The organism is Kurthia sp. YJT4, from assembly GCF_030219945.1.
Lineage (GTDB): Bacteria > Bacillota > Bacilli > Bacillales_A > Planococcaceae > Kurthia > Kurthia gibsonii.
The window spans coordinates 1,330,517-1,347,426 of the sequence record NZ_CP126689.1 but is presented as its reverse complement, the minus strand read 5'-3'; the positions used below and the strand labels follow the sequence as shown (position 1 = coordinate 1,347,426).

Below are 16,910 nucleotides of genomic sequence, written 5' to 3'. Positions count from 1 at the left end.
ATTCAAAAAGAAAATGACAACGAATGACTAAGCAAATAATGTAGTAACTAAGTAAATTGCGGTGAAAGCGATAAAAATAGCAGATAGTTTATTCATAATGACAAACACATAACGCGGCAATTGAAGCTTTTTAAAAATAGCACCGAGAATGACTAACGCTAAGAAGAAACCCCATGAAACAACAATACAAGAGATCGCAAAATACCACTGCGCTGCGCCTGTATAAGCTAATGCACTACTACCAATCACCCCGATTGTATCTAAAATGGCATGTGGGTTTAATAAGGATACAGATGCCGCAAATAGCATTTGCTTTTTCATTGGCATCGAGTAACCTTGTACATCTTGTGGCGGCTCACTGCGCCAAATGCTCCATGCCATATAACTTAAAAATAAAACACCGACGCTCATCATCGTAATACGTAGCCATTCAAATTGAAGAACGATTGCGGATACTCCGAAAACTGCGAGTAAAATTAAGAGTGTATCGCATAGTGCGGCGGTAATCCAAGCAGGAAATGCATAAATAAATTTCGGTTGCATAGCCCCTTGATTAAATAAAAAGATGTTCTGCGCACCCAGTGGTAAAATTAACCCGAATGCCAGTAACATCCCATGAATCATTACTTCTAACATACTTCATCCTCCTTTTGTATATATTATACATTTTTTGAATTTTTATAAACAGCTAGTTTTTCATTATCTAAAAAAGAGCTTTAGCACAATCTATGCGGAAGCTCCTTTTAGAAATCTTTTATTAACGTAAAACTGAATCGTCTAATCGAATGGTTTCTGTTTTACGTGAACCATTTGATTGAATATTGTCACGAATCTGGATATATGGTGTTTTTAAGTTTTTAAACGTATTCGTCATCAATGCTTCTTTATTGGCTTTCGATAAATCTGCAAACACTTTTTTCGTTGTGCCTCCACCAGTATTTGAGAATGTGAAGAACATCATCGAGATGGCCATATAATTAAATGTATTGTTGCGAATCGTTGGGTTTTTTGTTCCACTCGCCGCAATACCTTTTACTACTTCATTACGCTTATTTTTCGAACTCATTGTAAATGTATTTTTCTCAATGACAGCATTCGACCAGTTGAGCGCACGAATATAGTCACTACGCAAATTCACCATTTTATTTTGACGAATTGTTATACGGTCATGTAATTTTTTATACGAATATTTATGTGTACCTACAGCACGTGGAATATCCTCAAATGTATTATTTTCAATCAATACATGACTATTTGGTTGTGCATCAAATTTACTCCACTCCTGACTCCATCCTTTTGTTGAACGATCTGGTGTATCCAGATTAATTGCTTCTTTTACAGAATAAAGTGGGTCTTTTGCATATTTAAATGTTGAATTTTTTACTGTTACATTTTTGGAAGCATCCATTTCAATAAAATGCGCATAATTCATATGACGAAATTGAATGCGGTCTACTAAAACATTCTGATTATGCCCCATAATAATACCAATACCTTTTTCAACATAATTTAGATCAATTGTTGCGGTACCTTTACCTATGAATTGAATATTTTTCTCTCCATTATATTTACCGTAAACACCTTTTTTACCTGATTTTGAAGGTGCAATTAATTGGAACATGGAACTAGCCGCCTTAAACTGGCTTGTACCTGTCTTAGTTCCTTTTACTAACTTTGCTCCATTTTCAAGTTGAATGGTCACATTAGAAGGAACATAGAGTGTATTAGAAATTGTGTATGTTCCCTTCTTTAAGATGAGTTTTCCACCTTTTGTTTTTTCAAAACGTTCTAAATAGGAACGTAATACATAATAATGTTTTGTATGTTGGTTATATGTACTATATTTACTATACGTTACATTGTATGGCTTACTGCTCGGTGTAATTATGTAAGTAGGTGTTTTAGCTTTTGCCTCCATCTGTGTATTTAGTACTAAAAAGACCATAATCATACTAAATACAATAAATAGAGACAGATGATGCTGTTTTTTCATGTGAACGCTCCTTTTTATGTTTTCATAAACCTACTTAACAGAATACATCTTTTTAATATGCTTAAGCAATATGTATGACTATTTTCATATAAAAAAAGACTTGTTCGAAAACAAGTCGGATTATTCTATAATTATGAAATCGTTGCTTTACTACCTAATACTTCTCTAAATGCTTTTAGAGCGGCACCAATTGTTACGCTATGTCCCATCTCTTCTAATGCTTCACCGATTTGGCAAATCGCCTGTTCAAGCATTTGCGGTGTTGTGTTACCCATATGACCGATTCGGAATGCTTTGCCAGATAAATGCGCTAACGCACCTGCTACGATAATACCACGATCAGCTAGTTTCGCTCTGAATACATGATCTTCTACACCTTCAGGATATAAAATACAGCTTAATGTTGGAGCAGCTGCTTCTTCTTTTGCCAATGGCTTCATACCGTATGCAATTAGTGCACGACGAATCGCTGCACCGTAATTTTCATGTCTTTCCACGCGCGCCTCCATCCCTTCTTCAAGTACAATTTTCATCGCACATTCATATGCATAAATCAAATTAACAGGTGGTGTTGCAAAATAAGCTGTTGGGTCGTCCATTACTTTACGCCAGTTATGAATATCTGCGTAATAAGCTGGAACATTCTCTAATGCTTCACGTGCGGCAACCGCCTCTTCTGAAAATGCAATAATCGCAAGCCCTGGAGGTGCACCAATCGCTTTTTGTGAGCCAGTTAAGACTACATCAATTTTTGCGCCTTCTTGCCCATACTCTTTTGACATATCTTCTTCTAGTGCTGTCGTTGCACATACACCGTCCAAAATGAATAATGCACCTGCTCTTTTAACAACAGGAATTAATTCTTGAATATTTGCAACAACGCCTGTAGATGTATCGACATGCGTTACTGTAACCGCTTTATATTCATGTTGTTTTAATTGTTCTATAACAGCTTTTTTTGAAATCTGTTTGCCCCATTCTGCTTGAATCACATCGACTTCAATGCCGAAAGCTTTTGCAAGTGGTACAAAACGGTCCCCAAAGAAGCCATGACTAATTACTAATAAACGTTCACCTTTTGAAACAGTGTTGACGATTGCCATCTCCATCGCCAGTGTTCCTGAACCTGAAATAACATATGCTTCTGCAGGATGATTAAATAATTCCTTTGTCATTTCGATTGAATTTTTATAAATGCGTGCAAATCGTGGATCTGTATGTCCCATTGTCTCTTGGCTAAGTGCATCATAAATGTCGTCTCTCACTGGTGTCGGGCCTGGAATTAATAGTAATTCTTTATTTCTCATATCGTCAACCCCTGTTCAATTTAATTTGTTATATAACACAATATAAATAATTTATCTGTTATAGTCAAGCATTTCCCTAAATATTCTAAATATTTGTAGAATAACATTTTTACGTTATACTCCAAAAGAGGTGATTAACAGTTAGAATAAAACTATAAATATATATAAAAAACTATTGATTTTTCATACATTTCATAACATAATAGAATTATCCACTAATTCAAAGGAGAATGTAATGTATGAAAAAATATAGTATTGGTCAATTCGCTAAAGAAATCGGAGTAACAGTTCAGACTTTAAGAAACTGGGATAAGACAAATAAATTAAATCCCCAATATACAGCACCTTCTGGACACCGTTATTACTCTCAACAACAACTTGAATATTTTCTTGGTTTACATTCTCCTGAATCAGAATCGAGAATAACTATCGGCTACTGTCGAGTATCTTCTCATAAGCAAAAGGATGATTTGCAGAGACAAGTGGAAAACATGGAATCATACTTACTGTCTCAAGGTAATCCATTTAAGATTGTGAAAGATATAGGTAGTGGTATAAACTACAACAAAAAAGGGTTAAATGATGTTATTGATTTAGTCCTAAATTACAAAGTAGATCGAGTTGTAGTTTTATACAAAGATAGGTTATTACAATTCGGATTTGAACTCTTGGAAAATTTATTTGCTAAATACGGAACAAAGATTGAGGTTATCGACAATACTCCAAAGACAGATGATCAAGAGTTGGTCGAAGATTTAATTCAAATTGTTACTGTATTTAGTTGCAAATTACAAGGGAGACGGGCGAATAAGGCTAAGAAATTAATTAAGGAGTTGAAAGAGAATGATACTAACAAAGAAGATACGAATTAAACCAACTAAAGAACAAGAAATTCAATTATGGAAATCTACTGGTGTGGCAAGATGGGTATACAATTGGACATTAGCTAGACAACAAGAAAATTATCAACGAGGGTTGAAATTCTTATCTGACAATGTTTTAAGAAAAGAAATCACACAAATTAAAAAGCAAGAGGACTTCCAATGGTTGAGTGAAGTATCAAATAATGTGGCTAAACAAGCTGTTAAAGATGCTTGTAATGCGTATAAGAGATTCTTTAAAGGTTTGGCGAAACGTCCAAGATTCAAATCTAAAAAGAAATCTAAACCTTCTTTCTATAATGATAATGTGAAACTTAAAGTAAAAAAGAACACGGTGTTAATTGAGAAAGTAGGATGGGTTGCAACTTCTGAACAAGTCCCAATGGGGGTGAAATATACTAATCCTAGAGTGTCTTTTGACGGAAAGTATTGGTATATCTCTGTTGGAGTAGAGCAAGAACAAGTAAAACAAGAATTAACGAATGAAGTAATTGGCGTAGATTTAGGAGTTAAAGAATTAGCAATTTGCTCGAATGAAATGGTGTTCAAAAACATTAACAAAACAAAAGAAGTGAAAAAGATTGAGAGACGTTTACGTAGGTTACAGCGAAGTGTTTCTCGAAAATACGAGATGAATAAGGAGGGAAACCGATTTGTCAAAACATGTAACATTATAAAAATCGAAAAGCAAATACGAAATCTACACAGACGGTTAGCTAACATTAGAAACAACCACATTCATCAAGCAACAAATACAATAGTGAAAACCAAACCTTGTAAAGTTGTGATGGAAGATTTGAATGTAGTTGGAATGATGAAAAATCGTCATTTAGCTAAAGCAGTAGCCAAACAAAAGATGTATGAATTTCTCCGTCAAATGAAATATAAATGTGAAAAATACGGAATTGAATTTATACAAGTTGGACGTTTCTTCCCATCTTCTAAAACATGTTCGTGCTGTGGACAAATTAAATCAGATTTAAAATTATCTGATAGAGTTTACAAGTGTGACTGTGGATTAGAGATAGACAGAGATATGAATGCTGCGTTAAATTTAGCTAAATTTGGAGAATTAGTAGCTTAGTCACTTACAAGACACTACTAATGTGTAGGGTTCGTTGTACCCGAATTAACGCCTGTGGAGTATCATATCAAATGTGAGTAGCTTCGGTAAAAGCAGATACAAAGAAACAGGAAATAAACATTGCTTATAGATTTTTATAGGTTTTTGGCAACGGTGATACGATGCGATTAGTACAAGCAAAAAAAGAACAAATTACACGCACTATGGAGATTATTGAAGATGGACGCGCGAATTTAAAACAGCTTGGTCTACCTCAGTGGCAAAATGGCTACCCTGACCTAGAACAGATGAAAAAAGATGTGGAACAACAGAAAAGTTATGTATTGATGGATGGACAGAAAATTATTGGAACAGTTTGCTTGGACGAAGACGGTGAGCTTGCTTACGATGCATTAAATGGCAAATGGTCTTCAAATGATCCTTATATTGCGATTCACCGTATGGCTGTGGCAAAAGAAACAGCGGCAAAAGGCATTGGTACACAGTTTTTACAAGCGATTGAGGAAGTTGTTCTCGCCAAAGGGTTTAAACAAATCCGGCTTGATACACATACAGAGAATATACCAATGCAACGCGTGGCAAAAAAAAATCATTACCAGTATGTTGGTAATGTTTCTTATGGGGAAAATATTCCATGTTATGCCTATGAAAAAATTTTAACACATTAAAAAGAGGAAGATAGCCCTGCTTTTCAATGCGTCTTCAGTTAAAAATAAAGGAGCGACTAATTGGATGTCGCCTCCTTTTTCATGTAAATACTCATTGCATTATTGGACTGTAATTCGATGTTCATACACTTCTCCTGGATACTCGACTTGTAATGACTTGACTAGAGAGGTTTCTAAATCACTTGGAATAAAAAAATGAACGTCATTAATATGTGCAAGACGGCCTAATGTATATACCATATCATGCAGAGATTTTACAGTCATACTTTTTACATCTAATGTTGCTTGTGTCATAACTTCAACTACGTAACTTACATCTTCTCTTGAAATTTTAACAGTTAACATATAATCACTTCCCATTAGAAAAATTCTAGTTGTTCTATCACTAGTAATTGTATACTAACATGAACGAGCTATTTTTGTACAATACTTAGCATTTTATGGTCATTTGAATTGATTATTGAAAATTCAAATCTTTATAGTAAATTGTTTAATTTTCAAAATTTTTAGTTTTTTATACCTTTCGCAATGAGTATAAATACTTATTTTCATTAGTATTTCATGCTATTTTTATGCATTTAATCCCAGAATAGTATATCCTGAATAATTCATAGCTCTAAATTTAACCTGTTTTTTTGAACAAATTGCCAATTTTTAAATTAGGCAGATACTTTCTTCCAAAATAATGTGTTTTCGAACAGGATGCCTACGGAAGAAGATCATAATAAAAATTATTTGTCTATTTAAGGGCAGACGAATCACTTGAAAAAGAATCGGTTAAAAAATTTGTGTGATAACTAGTCTAAATCCATTGTTTGGATCGCCGCAGGCGTTCAAAAACCTTATAAAATTCAGTTTGATACACATGATAACTTGACAGTTTGAGATAGACCTGTCTCCCAGTCTGAACAAGTTTACCGGCTACTTTAAGCAATATCAGCCGGATGGAATGAATCGTCATGCCCTGGTTCACTTTATCAAAACCAATGCTTTTTAAAAAATTAACGAGGTTGTATGCAAGGACACTGATCATCATTCTGACATGATTTTCTAAGAAACGCGGGCTATCTGTTTTATCGAAGTAAAAGCCACCTTTCGCTTCTTTGATGAAATTTTCCATTGTTCCTCGCTTGCCGTAAAGAGAAAATATGACTTCAGGCGAGACATTGTCGGATAGATTAGTCACAATAAACGCATGATGAAATAGCAATTCTCCTCCTTCACGGACGGAGCGTATACAGACACGACGAGGTTTCGACCAGGATTGTGCTTGATAAGGTAGTGAAAAATACTGCACTTCTCGCTCTTCCCATTCTTGATTGTCCCCGTAAAGAACAGAATGTTCAGCTAACTGACTTAACCTCCGATTGCTCTTTAATCGGATAACGTACTGGCTTTCAGTTGCTTCACAAGACTCATACACCTCTGGTGTGGCGAAGCCGCTGTCACCCCGAACCAATATCTCGGTATGAGGTAACGTGCTCTTGTAGTGGTGTAAAAGCGGGTTGATAAAGGCTTTTACCCCTTTAGATGTGTACTGATTGCCTGAACGCAGTTCAGCTTTTAAGAAATCTCCGGTCAGTCCATCAAAGGCAACTAATGGGTGATAGCCGTAGGTTTGATAATGGGGTCCCGAGCGCTTAGTGGGAATTTGTATCGATAAGGGGTACAAATTCCCACTAAACCAATGTTTCAAGGCCTATTTATTTTTTATATTCAATTCTCTTAAGTGTTTAGGAATAGATAACAAGTCAAATTTATACTCTCCAAGAAAAGTGATATGCTCCCAATTAATAGGAGATACATGCTTCATATACTTAGTTACTTCGGGATCTATTTTGACGAGATAATTATAAGCTGCTTGTAAGTAGACGGCGTTCCATATACTTATTGCATTTATTAACACATTAAGCGCACTAGCACTTTGAAGTTGTCGGCGAATATCGCGCTCCATAAATTTTCCGCGTCGCCCAAAAAATAGTTCTCTAGCTAAAGCATTAATCGCTTCTGTCTTATTTAGTCCATGAGTGATCCTTCGCCGTAGCTCACTATCTGTAATATAATCTATCATAAAAATGCTCTTTTCAATGCGACCTAGTTCTCTCAGTGCAAGAGCTACTCTATTCTTACGTGCGTATGAGCCTAGCTTTCCTAATAGTAAAGAACTAGATACTTTTCCTGTTTGAATCGAATAGGCGATTCGTTTAATTTCATCATAGTTTTCTTCAATAATTTTTACATTGATTTTTCCGCTTATATCTTCTGATAAGTTAGGGTAGTAGGAAGGTGATTTGATAGAAAATAATTGTGATTTTTTTATATTTCTGATGCGAGGTTCAAAATCAAAGCCTAGTAATGCGGTCATTCCAAACACCTGATCAGAATACCCATTTGTATCAGTAAAATGTTCCTCAATATCTAGATCTGTTTCATGATAAAGTAGGCCATCAAGGGTATGAGTAGCTTCCCTTGTATTAGTTGAAGCAACCTCGATATGATGAGTCGTATGCCTATCATTTATTGATCGAATCATTGTAGCTCCTTTTTCCATACTTTTGTAATGTGGATTAACATCGGATTTTAGAGCTGAGACGCCCACTGGGACGCGCATTCCGTCTGAAGCAGTGGTTTTTCCTTCACCCCAAAAGTCTGCAACAGGAAGCTTTAACTGATAATTAACCAAAACAGATTGAGCACGAGTCAGAGCTTCTTTATAAAAGCGCCATTGTTTGGCATTGGCTAACTGAGAATAAGAAATTCCAGGAGTTGATTGGGCCATTTTTTCAAGACCAATATTCATCCCTAAACCCAGCAAAGCAGCAAAAATAATTTTTCTTTCTTGTTCACTCGGCGGTTTCCCTGTAGAATCATGACTAAATTCTTGTGAAAAGTTGGTCCAACTGTCCACCTCAATTAAAAGATCACTAAGCCTTATCTTAGGAATTATTGAATAAAGTTTTTTTCTATATATTTCTGCTTCGCTAGGTGTAACTTTTTCCAACTTTTTAAGGTTTGCTCTTGAAATTCTCTTATCAACTGTCGAATAAAATTGAAGCTGTAAATCTAAAATTATTTCCCGATCCTTTAAATAGTCCTCAAACGTGTCTGGAATAGTTTCTGAATCAATACAAGCAGATAAATCAACTAAGTAATCATCAATATTTCGATGGATCATACTTCCTTCAACTGAAATATCTCCTGATCGAATATTGTTCTTTAGCTCGGTGAAAGCTACTAACTCATAGTAAGACCGATCTATTTTCCCCTCTTCTGGCCGAACAAGGCTTTTCCATTTTTTACTCACAAAATCAGTAGAAGTATCTGCCGGTATTTTTCTTTTACCACTATTGTGTAAATCAGTTAGTTGAGTTAGGGCCATGAGGACTGGATTTGCTGCCGGAGTTGCTTTGAACGAAAGGGTCCTCAATAACATTGGCGTGTATCTTCGGAGGTAATTAGCTTTATTTCGAACCATTTCTAAATAGCCATGATTTTTATTACCTGTAATTTTTTTAGCTTCTTCTCCATCTTGTACTAAATCTTCCCAAGGCATGATTCGTTCAATTTCGTCAAAAGGATTACTATCATTATCTTTTGCAAAGTGAAGAGCATCAATTAAAGAAGCATAATGTTCCAATTTTTTAGTAGCCAATTTTCCTTTTTCTTTTAACTGTTCTTGTGAATCACGTGTCCCTTTGCGTTTAATACTTGCTAAAATGCGGTCATTAATCTCAATCAGTTGATCGATCAGATATTGATGATGATTGACTAAAAAAGCAATAAGTAAAGAGTATCTTTTTTCAAGCTCAAAACGGGAGAAGTCATATGCATCATAATTTTCCCCTAGTCTAGCTAGCTGAAGAAACCTGTTCCGATTAATATGGGAGACATTAATTGTCCCGAGTCCCATGGAAGCAATCACTTCCACTTTTTTACAAATACTCATAAAGCTTTCTGGATTTGCCTTACCTGGAATGTCTTTTAGCCAAGCGAGTTTAGTTATTTTCGTCTCTTCATAAATTTGAAACAAACTCTCTAGTTTTTCAATTTGTATATCTGTTAATGAACAGAGCAATATTGAAAATAAGTTGTTTTCTGCTTTATCTCGACAGCGGCTTATAATGTCTTCAAGTGTAGCTATAGATGGAAAAATAATTCTTTTTCGAGTTAAGAAATCAATTGTTTTTTTCATTAGATAGATAGAGTCATCATTTTCTAAAGCTAGTTCAATTAAATATTCTATTAACTGTTTTTGTGTATTAGCACTACCGAATCGATGATAGTTGAATACTTCTAAGATCTCGTTGAAGTGATTTGCACGTGTATTTCTATGATCATATGAATTTAAATCAATTGCATCAAGATGGAGCTGTCGACTCACATAAGAAGTTAGTCTGGTTGATTTAATCGGCCAATTACTTAAAGAACACCCAGGATACCGGGCCAAACAAAGTTGTATCGCAAATCCTAGTTTATTGACCTTTCCACGGTGTTGATTAATAACCTCCAGATCATAATCAGAAAAACTAAAATACGCTTTAAAATCCTCTTCTGATAAGTGGTCTACAGAAAGAAGTTGTTCACGCTGTGAAGTAGTTAAAATTCTTTTCATAGCCATATCTTAAGCATTCCTTTTATTGAGGTAACGGTAAAAGGTTGTTTTGCTTAATTTAGAGGCATCAAGAATTTGACGAATAGAATACTCTTTGCTGTCATACATTTTTAAAGCTAAATCAATTGATAGCTTACCTTTACTTGGACGGCCCCCTTTTTTTCCTCGGACTCTGGCTGCCTTAAGACCAGAGTTAGTTCGTTCAATAATAATATCCCGTTCCAGTTCTGCTAAACTAGCCATAACTCGGAAAAAGAATCTTCCCATAGACGTTGAAGTATCTACGTTATCTTGAATAGATATAAAATTGACACTAAGTTCTTCAAATAATTCAGAAAGTTCAATCAAATGTTTAGTTGATCGTGAAATTCGATCTAACTTGTAAATGACAACAGAATCTCCTTCACGTAGTAGGTTGATCATTTCTTCTAATTGCGGTCGGTCTTTTTTCGCACCAGTTACTTTTTCTTGAAATAATTTATCAATTCCATAATGAGTAAGTGCATCAATTTGTAAACTAAGATTTTGATCATCCGTACTCACTCGAGCATAGCCAAAAATCATAAAAAAACCTCCTTAATTTTATAATTTAAATGTACCATAACTCATTAAGTATAACTATATAGGAACTATGAAAAAGGAACGGATTTTGGTACTTGATTTACTTAAAAAACATTTAGAAAAAGCAGGAAAATGAAATGGTACCATAAACGGTCGTTTATGGTACCATTCAAATTTATCCTTATTGTACAAAATAACAGCGAAATTTTTAAATCTATTCCTTATCGATACAAATTCCCCGTAGGCGCTAGGGACCTCTTTAGCTCCTTGGAAGCTGTCAGTAGTATACCTAATAATTTATCTACATTCCCTTTAGTAACGTGTAACTTTCCAAATTTACAAAAGCGACTCATAGAATTATTTCCTCCCGTTAAATAATAGATAACTATTAAAAATAGACAATACTTGCTCATAAGTAACGGTACTTAAATTGTTTACTTTGGCGTGTTTCATTGCTTGATGAAACTGATTTTTAGTAAACAGTTGACGATATTCTCGATTGACCCATTTTGAAACAAAGTACGTATATAGCTTCCAATATTTATCTGGAACATCTGTGGTATGGCGGGTAAGTTTTATTAAGACACTGTTTACTTTTGGTTTAGGATGAAAGCATTCCGCTGGCAGCTTAAGCAATTGCTGAATCGAGACTTGAGTGTGCAAGAGCAACCCTAGTGTTCGGTGAATATCCAAGGTACGCTTGTAGAATCCTTCTTCAACAATCAGATAGATGTCAGACGCATGGCTTTCAAAAACCACTTTTTTAATAATTTGTGTGCTTAAATGGTAAGGAATATTCCCAACAATTTTATACCTCTGTTTGTTAGGGAATTGAAACTGTAGAATATCTTGGTGAATTAAAGTGACACGAATGTTCAGTTTTAATTTTTCTGACGATAAGTTGAATAGATGACTGTCTAATTCAATAGACGTTACCTGTTTACTTATTTTAGCCAGTTTCGTCGTTAAATGCCCTTTACCTGTTCCAATTTCGTAAACGGTATCGGTTTCTTTTAAATTCAATTGTTTTATTATTTGGTTGAGTACTTTTTCACTCGTTAAAAAGTTTTGAGAATATTTTATATTTTTGTTCATGTAATCACTCCTGAAGTGATTACATCTATAAATAAATACAGAAGTTAAACGATTTGTTTGTAATTTTAGTTATCTGTTTAAAAAGTCATAAGATTAGTCACTGGTAGGAATTAATCTAACGTATTTATTTATCTGCGTAATCACTGTTTTTAGTCTGTTTCAAAACAGTAGATGTTTTATCTACATTACGCATTTGGAATACCAACATGACGAATCCCTCCTTCTTAATTACAAATTTTTAGCATCTAATTTAACTTCAATTCCTATTATACAAAATTTTAAGATAATGCACTATCAACACACTCTTAAGTTTGCTTCTAAGTCTTATTTCCATAACTTTAGGGTTAACCATACGCAAGACCAATCACTCTCGGACAATACTCATGATTTTAATGATAAAATCCATGTTAAACCCATAGATAAGAAATACACCTGCAATAACCGTTACCTGTTTGTGCCAATTTAAAAATGCACCACTTTTTTATAATTAAAACGGTTGAAAACTGTACCACTAATAACTCACAATAGAGAGATGTCACCGTCAAGTTAAATGTACAAAATAACAGCGAAATTTTTAAATCTATTTCTTATCGATACAAATTCCTCGTAGGCGCTCGGGACCCCTATCTAGCGAACTTTTAGAAAAGATATAAAACATCAGAGTATGGACAGTTGCGGATGTACTTCAGAAAAGATTAGATGTCTAAAAAGCTTGTAGTTAAAGCTTTTTAGACATCTAAATCTAGGTACTAAAACAATTCATCCAGTAAAATATAATATTTTATTTTCTCCCAATCAGGCTTGATCCCCAGTAAGTCAAAAAATAGCTCGACATACTGTTCTTCCCCGATATCCTCCCTGATCGACCGGACGCAGAAGGCAATGTCATACCACTTGTCCGCCCTGCCGCTTCTCCCAAGATCAATAAAGCCACTTACTTTGCCATCTTTCACAAAGATGTTGCTGTCTCCCAGGTCGCCGTGGGAAAAGACAAGTTCCTCTTCGGGCTTTTCCGTCTTTAAAAAATCATACAGCTCGCGCGGATCTTTAAATGGAGTGTCTTCTTCCCAGTTTTCGCAATCCACATCGGCCAGATCGTTATTCAGTAAGTAATCCAATTCGGCTAAGCGGCTGTCTAAGCTATTCGTATAGGGACAATCCGATATGTCGATGGAGTGAAAGAGCCTGATGCACTCCGCATACAGCTCGATAATCTTTTCAGGGCTTTGTTCATCTTCATACTCTTCCGAGCAAAGGACGCCATCGGCCTCACTCATGAGCAGATTGCTCCAGCCATCATGCCGTTCAAAGTGCAGGACCTTTGGAACAGGCAGCTTTCCTTCCAGCCATAGCATCATGTCCTTTTCCCGTTCCACATCATAGGTGGTCCCTTTATACCGGCTGTCCGTCATTTTTAAATATAGGTTTTCATTTTCTCCCACCAGCTTATATACCTTAGCAGGAGACATTCCTTCCGTATCTTTTACGCAGCGGTATTTTTCGATCAGTTTTTTCAATTCCGGTGATATTCTCATTTTAGCCATTTATTATTTCCTTCCTCTTTTCTACAGTATTTAAAGATACCCCAAGAAGCTAATTATAACAAGACGAACTCCAATTCACTGTTCCTTGCATTCTAAAACCTTAAATACCAGAAAACAGCTTTTTCAAAGTTGTTTTCAAAGTTGGCGTATAACATAGTATCGACGGAGCCGATTTTGAAACCACAATTATGATAGAATTTACAAGCTATAAGGTTATTGTCCTGGGTTTCAAGCATTAGTCCATGCAAGTTTTTATGCTTTGCCCATTCTATAGATATATTGATAAGCGCGCTGCCTATGCCTTGCCCCCTGAAATCCTTACATACGGCGATATCTTCTATATAAGCGTACCGGTTCCAATTTTTTCGCAGTTTAACTTTTCCGACGCATTTATCGTCTTGGTAGTAAAGATATATTATCTTATCAGTATTGTCAATATATTCAAGGCAATCTGCCTCCTCATCCTCTTCATCCTCTTCGTCTTGGTAGCTTTTTAAATATGGCGCTTCATAGAGTAATTCTGTAAAGGTCCAATTCTCGTTTTCATACCTCGGTATAATCTTACCTATCACCTCAAATGGTTCGCTGGGTTTATCGATATCTTTCAGGTGCCCTGCTTTCATTTCTGTAATCACTGTTCCCGCCTCTCTTCTATATCAGCGGCATATGTGCTATCCAGGCAGCCGGTTTTACCAGTGTATTTTTTATACATGTCCCTGGTATATTTTGTTATATTCCTATCATACTCCGGATAGGCATAATGAAGCCTTTCCGCCACCTCACCGGATACCGCCCTGAACAATTGATGGCATAGAAATAATGCTTCCCATATGTTTTCATAGGAATCCATCCGGTAGGTGGACAAAAGTTTCTCCCACAAATCCTCGGATATATACCTTTCAATAAACTTATAGTTCTTGCCTACACTTAATTTAAAGCCTGTTTCGATGCCGACCTTCCATGATATCATTCTCAGCAGCTCATGGCGAACAATCTGATTAAAATGATCAATAGCAAATAAAATTTCCTTACGGCACAATCCTTTAATAACATAAGGTGTTACATTCCAAAATTCATTGCAGCAATCATCATACTCCCTTGCGCTTGGCTTTCTTACATGATAATCTATATCAGTCGGAACTATGTCCCTTTTAATTCTACAATCTTTATCAATTAGAACCTTTATTAATTTATCGCCCTTTAGGTAATTATCTAACTCTTCCAAGGGCAATAAGGTAAGATCAATTTTATTGTAATCATCAAATAGCATAAGATAGGAAAATCCCTTTTCTTCAGGTGGGAATAATTCCATATCCTCCGGCTTTTGCATCATTATTATATTCCCAAATTGATTAAGCCAGTCATCATTAGATATAAACGGTTCTATATCACTTACAAAATATGTAATATCATAATCCTGAAATTCATCTTTAGGTATATTAATATTTGCGCGTGACCCCTCAAGGGTCACAATTCGAATACGTTCATCCTGTTCTGCTAAAGAAAGTACTAAATCCATCATTTCTTTTTCTGATCTCATTTACATACTCCTCGTTTATTTTTTCTATATTATTACATCTTCTTTTTTGCCGATACAATCAGCATCATTGGGCGTCGCATTTCATCCGCCATCCCCGGAATATCCATCATGTTCTCTGGCGGCTGTGGCTCCACAATCTGATTTATTATAAAACTATTTGAAAGCAGTGTATTTAGATATGTGGTCAGTGTTCTATGATATTTTGTAACCTTTTCTTCCAAAAACATAGCTGTCCGTTTGCCCTCATAATAATAATTGTCCACCGGGAAATGCAGTATTTCTCCTTTTTCGTTATAATACCAGTCTTGTGTTCCATAGGCAGTAAAAACAGGATGTTCAACCGTAAAAACTAGCTTACCACCAGCCTTCAGCATCCTATATATCTTTTTTATTAAATTCTCATAGTCTGCTACATAATGAAACGCAAGCGAACTTAGTATTACATCAAAGCTCTCCTCTGGGAAATCCACATCTTCTATGGCACAGCATTCATATTCAATCTGTGGAAAATGGGTTTTTCCTTTTGCTACTTCGAGCATTTTATGAGAAATATCAACACCTACTACAGAGGAAGCACCGTTTTCCATCGCATATATACAGTGCCATCCATAGCCGCATCCTAAATCAAGCACACGCTTACCCTTAAAATCAGGTAGCATCTTTTTCAAAGTCTCCCATTCTCCTGCACCGGCTAGTCCCTGCTGTGAGCGACTCATTTGACTGTATTTTTGAAAAAATATATTATCATCATATTTGTTTTCTTTCATCTGAATTCCCCCTCGTTTAAAAAGTTATTTATCTCCGTTGCAATTTTTTTCACTTCTTTATAAAGCTTCTCGGTCATATCGTAGCATTCAAAAAGTGAAAGACCGAGTACTTCAAAAATATGATTTACCCTTTCGGCATATTTTTTAGGTTTATATTCAAAAGTTTCAAGCAGTTTTATAGCTTTCTTTTCGTTAATGCAATAAGCATTATTACATGCAAATAGTACTTGATTTAAGCATGAAATAATACGAAAAACATGGCCTGCAATATAATATTTATCCTCTGCTCCCGCATTTGCTTTTACAAACATTAAAGAGAACTCTGCTTCAAATAAAAAAAAGTTTATCAAGCTCTTCTTTAGAGCACCAGGGTAAATTTCCGCCTGATTTTTTAATTCGCATAAGCTTTCATTTTTAGCATATTGTATCTTGCTGATAGCCAATTCTCCACGATACATAGCACTTATATAACCATGGGGATGCCCGGTCTGATAATTTGCAGTAACAATTCCTTGCTCCGTATCTTTGATTATTTGTTCCACCCGTTTTATATCACGTAAAATCAGATCAACATGATACCCGTTCATAACTAACCATCCGCCGCCATTGATCCAATCACCCCACGCTCCGGGAGGTACAACAAGGTTGTTTCTATTCTCATCATCCAACTCTGTAGCAATTTGGTTAATCGCTGTCAGGTCAAATGATTCTTGATTGTAATAAATTCCGATATCTATATCAGAATTTTCTGTATGGGTGCCTCTTGCACGTGAGCCCCCTAATACGATGCCTTCTATAAAAGGCAAAGATGATAATTTCTCTGTTACTATTTGAATAACATTACCTACCATATAAACA

General features: G+C 35.5%; 16 protein-coding genes and 2 pseudogenes. 3 read left to right on the top strand and 15 right to left on the bottom strand.

All coding sequences use genetic code 11. The features are described from left to right. Nucleotides 1-27 precede the first annotated feature (27 nt). The 3 genes from QN089_RS06585 to QN089_RS06575 all read right to left on the bottom strand — a co-directional run bounded on the left by QN089_RS06585 (nucleotide 28) and on the right by QN089_RS06575 (nucleotide 3,300). Nucleotides 28-636 carry a LysE/ArgO family amino acid transporter gene (locus QN089_RS06585; RefSeq protein ID WP_285216298.1) on the bottom strand — a complete coding sequence of 203 codons (609 nt, stop codon included), beginning with the start codon at nucleotides 634-636 and terminating at the stop codon, nucleotides 28-30. Nucleotides 637-757: 121 nt separating this feature from the next. Continuing rightward, nucleotides 758-1,993, bottom strand: coding sequence for a right-handed parallel beta-helix repeat-containing protein (locus tag QN089_RS06580; protein ID WP_285216297.1), 1,236 nt, complete (start codon nucleotides 1,991-1,993; stop codon nucleotides 758-760). Between the two features lie 131 nt (nucleotides 1,994-2,124). After that, the gene (locus QN089_RS06575) at nucleotides 2,125-3,300 is read right to left on the bottom strand and encodes a pyridoxal-phosphate-dependent aminotransferase family protein (RefSeq protein ID WP_285216296.1); all 1,176 of its coding nucleotides are present in this window, start codon (nucleotides 3,298-3,300) and stop codon (nucleotides 2,125-2,127) included. A gap of 239 nt (nucleotides 3,301-3,539) precedes the next feature. On the opposite strand from QN089_RS06575, the gene QN089_RS06570 reads away from it, so the two are divergent. The 3 genes from QN089_RS06570 to QN089_RS06560 all read left to right on the top strand — a co-directional run bounded on the left by QN089_RS06570 (nucleotide 3,540) and on the right by QN089_RS06560 (nucleotide 5,933). After that, nucleotides 3,540-4,172, top strand: a complete 633-nt coding sequence (locus QN089_RS06570; protein ID WP_285216295.1) for an IS607 family transposase — start codon at nucleotides 3,540-3,542, stop codon at nucleotides 4,170-4,172. Further along, a complete protein-coding gene (locus tag QN089_RS06565; protein ID WP_285216294.1) occupies nucleotides 4,144-5,265 on the top strand; it encodes an RNA-guided endonuclease InsQ/TnpB family protein in 1,122 nt (373 codons plus the stop codon). The genes QN089_RS06570 and QN089_RS06565 overlap by 29 nt, the downstream gene beginning before the upstream one ends. Nucleotides 5,266-5,426: 161 nt before the next feature. Next, the gene (locus QN089_RS06560; RefSeq protein ID WP_285216293.1) at nucleotides 5,427-5,933 is read left to right on the top strand and encodes a GNAT family N-acetyltransferase; all 507 of its coding nucleotides are present in this window, start codon (nucleotides 5,427-5,429) and stop codon (nucleotides 5,931-5,933) included. A 99-nt stretch (nucleotides 5,934-6,032) separates the two neighbouring features. On the opposite strand, the gene QN089_RS06555 is transcribed toward QN089_RS06560, so the two are convergent. The 12 genes and pseudogenes from QN089_RS06555 to QN089_RS06500 form a co-directional block, all read right to left on the bottom strand. After that, nucleotides 6,033-6,278: a hypothetical protein gene (locus QN089_RS06555; RefSeq protein ID WP_068453711.1), complete on the bottom strand. Its 246-nt coding sequence runs from the start codon at nucleotides 6,276-6,278 to the stop codon at nucleotides 6,033-6,035. 457 nt (nucleotides 6,279-6,735) lie between these two features. Continuing rightward, nucleotides 6,736-7,560: pseudogene (locus QN089_RS06550) on the bottom strand (IS1380-like element ISSsu5 family transposase); the annotation flags it as partial. A 72-nt stretch (nucleotides 7,561-7,632) separates the two neighbouring features. Then, the gene (locus tag QN089_RS06545; protein WP_001240982.1) at nucleotides 7,633-10,551 is read right to left on the bottom strand and encodes a Tn3 family transposase; all 2,919 of its coding nucleotides are present in this window, start codon (nucleotides 10,549-10,551) and stop codon (nucleotides 7,633-7,635) included. 3 nt (nucleotides 10,552-10,554) lie between these two features. Next, entirely contained in the window at nucleotides 10,555-11,109 is a 555-nt protein-coding gene (locus tag QN089_RS06540) for a recombinase family protein (RefSeq protein WP_000576156.1), read from the bottom strand. Nucleotides 11,110-11,463: 354 nt separating this feature from the next. Next, nucleotides 11,464-12,201, bottom strand: a complete 738-nt coding sequence (gene erm(B), locus QN089_RS06535; RefSeq protein WP_001038790.1) for a 23S rRNA (adenine(2058)-N(6))-methyltransferase Erm(B) — start codon at nucleotides 12,199-12,201, stop codon at nucleotides 11,464-11,466. Between the two features lie 124 nt (nucleotides 12,202-12,325). Then, on the bottom strand, nucleotides 12,326-12,409 hold the full coding sequence (locus QN089_RS06530) for a 23S rRNA methyltransferase attenuation leader peptide (protein ID WP_001814874.1): 84 nt from the start codon (nucleotides 12,407-12,409) through the stop codon (nucleotides 12,326-12,328). Between the two features lie 48 nt (nucleotides 12,410-12,457). Beyond that, nucleotides 12,458-12,541: pseudogene (locus QN089_RS06525) on the bottom strand (MLS leader peptide); the annotation flags it as partial. A gap of 409 nt (nucleotides 12,542-12,950) precedes the next feature. Next, nucleotides 12,951-13,745, bottom strand: coding sequence for an aminoglycoside O-phosphotransferase APH(3')-IIIa (gene aph(3')-IIIa / locus QN089_RS06520; protein WP_001096887.1), 795 nt, complete (start codon nucleotides 13,743-13,745; stop codon nucleotides 12,951-12,953). Between the two features lie 92 nt (nucleotides 13,746-13,837). Beyond that, nucleotides 13,838-14,380, bottom strand: coding sequence for a streptothricin N-acetyltransferase Sat4 (gene sat4, locus QN089_RS06515; RefSeq protein ID WP_000627290.1), 543 nt, complete (start codon nucleotides 14,378-14,380; stop codon nucleotides 13,838-13,840). Then, the gene (locus QN089_RS06510) at nucleotides 14,377-15,285 is read right to left on the bottom strand and encodes an aminoglycoside nucleotidyltransferase ANT(6)-Ia (RefSeq protein WP_001255866.1); all 909 of its coding nucleotides are present in this window, start codon (nucleotides 15,283-15,285) and stop codon (nucleotides 14,377-14,379) included. The genes sat4 and QN089_RS06510 overlap by 4 nt, the downstream gene beginning before the upstream one ends. Nucleotides 15,286-15,317: 32 nt before the next feature. Beyond that, nucleotides 15,318-16,052 (bottom strand): class I SAM-dependent methyltransferase, encoded by a 735-nt coding sequence (locus QN089_RS06505; RefSeq protein ID WP_285216292.1) that lies wholly within the window; start codon nucleotides 16,050-16,052, stop codon nucleotides 15,318-15,320. Further along, on the bottom strand, nucleotides 16,049-16,903 hold the full coding sequence (locus QN089_RS06500) for a nucleotidyltransferase domain-containing protein (RefSeq protein WP_481810429.1): 855 nt from the start codon (nucleotides 16,901-16,903) through the stop codon (nucleotides 16,049-16,051). The genes QN089_RS06505 and QN089_RS06500 overlap by 4 nt, the downstream gene beginning before the upstream one ends. Nucleotides 16,904-16,910 lie beyond the last annotated feature (7 nt).

Bases quoted from the DNA above. Each gene is read 5' to 3' on its own strand.
- QN089_RS06585 (WP_285216298.1), bottom strand. From the start codon at position 636: ATGTTAGAAGTAATGATTCATGGGATGTTACTGGCATTCGGGTTAATT.
- QN089_RS06580 (WP_285216297.1), bottom strand. From the start codon at position 1,993: ATGAAAAAACAGCATCATCTGTCTCTATTTATTGTATTTAGTATGATT.
- QN089_RS06575 (WP_285216296.1), bottom strand. From the start codon at position 3,300: ATGAGAAATAAAGAATTACTATTAATTCCAGGCCCGACACCAGTGAGA.
- QN089_RS06570 (WP_285216295.1), top strand. From the start codon at position 3,540: ATGAAAAAATATAGTATTGGTCAATTCGCTAAAGAAATCGGAGTAACA.
- QN089_RS06565 (WP_285216294.1), top strand. From the start codon at position 4,144: ATGATACTAACAAAGAAGATACGAATTAAACCAACTAAAGAACAAGAA.
- QN089_RS06560 (WP_285216293.1), top strand. From the start codon at position 5,427: ATGCGATTAGTACAAGCAAAAAAAGAACAAATTACACGCACTATGGAG.
- QN089_RS06555 (WP_068453711.1), bottom strand. From the start codon at position 6,278: ATGTTAACTGTTAAAATTTCAAGAGAAGATGTAAGTTACGTAGTTGAA.
- QN089_RS06545 (WP_001240982.1), bottom strand. From the start codon at position 10,551: ATGGCTATGAAAAGAATTTTAACTACTTCACAGCGTGAACAACTTCTT.
- QN089_RS06540 (WP_000576156.1), bottom strand. From the start codon at position 11,109: ATGATTTTTGGCTATGCTCGAGTGAGTACGGATGATCAAAATCTTAGT.
- QN089_RS06530 (WP_001814874.1), bottom strand. From the start codon at position 12,409: ATGTTGGTATTCCAAATGCGTAATGTAGATAAAACATCTACTGTTTTG.
- QN089_RS06510 (WP_001255866.1), bottom strand. From the start codon at position 15,285: ATGAGATCAGAAAAAGAAATGATGGATTTAGTACTTTCTTTAGCAGAA.
- QN089_RS06505 (WP_285216292.1), bottom strand. From the start codon at position 16,052: ATGAAAGAAAACAAATATGATGATAATATATTTTTTCAAAAATACAGT.
- QN089_RS06500 (WP_481810429.1), bottom strand. From the start codon at position 16,903: ATGGTAGGTAATGTTATTCAAATAGTAACAGAGAAATTATCATCTTTG.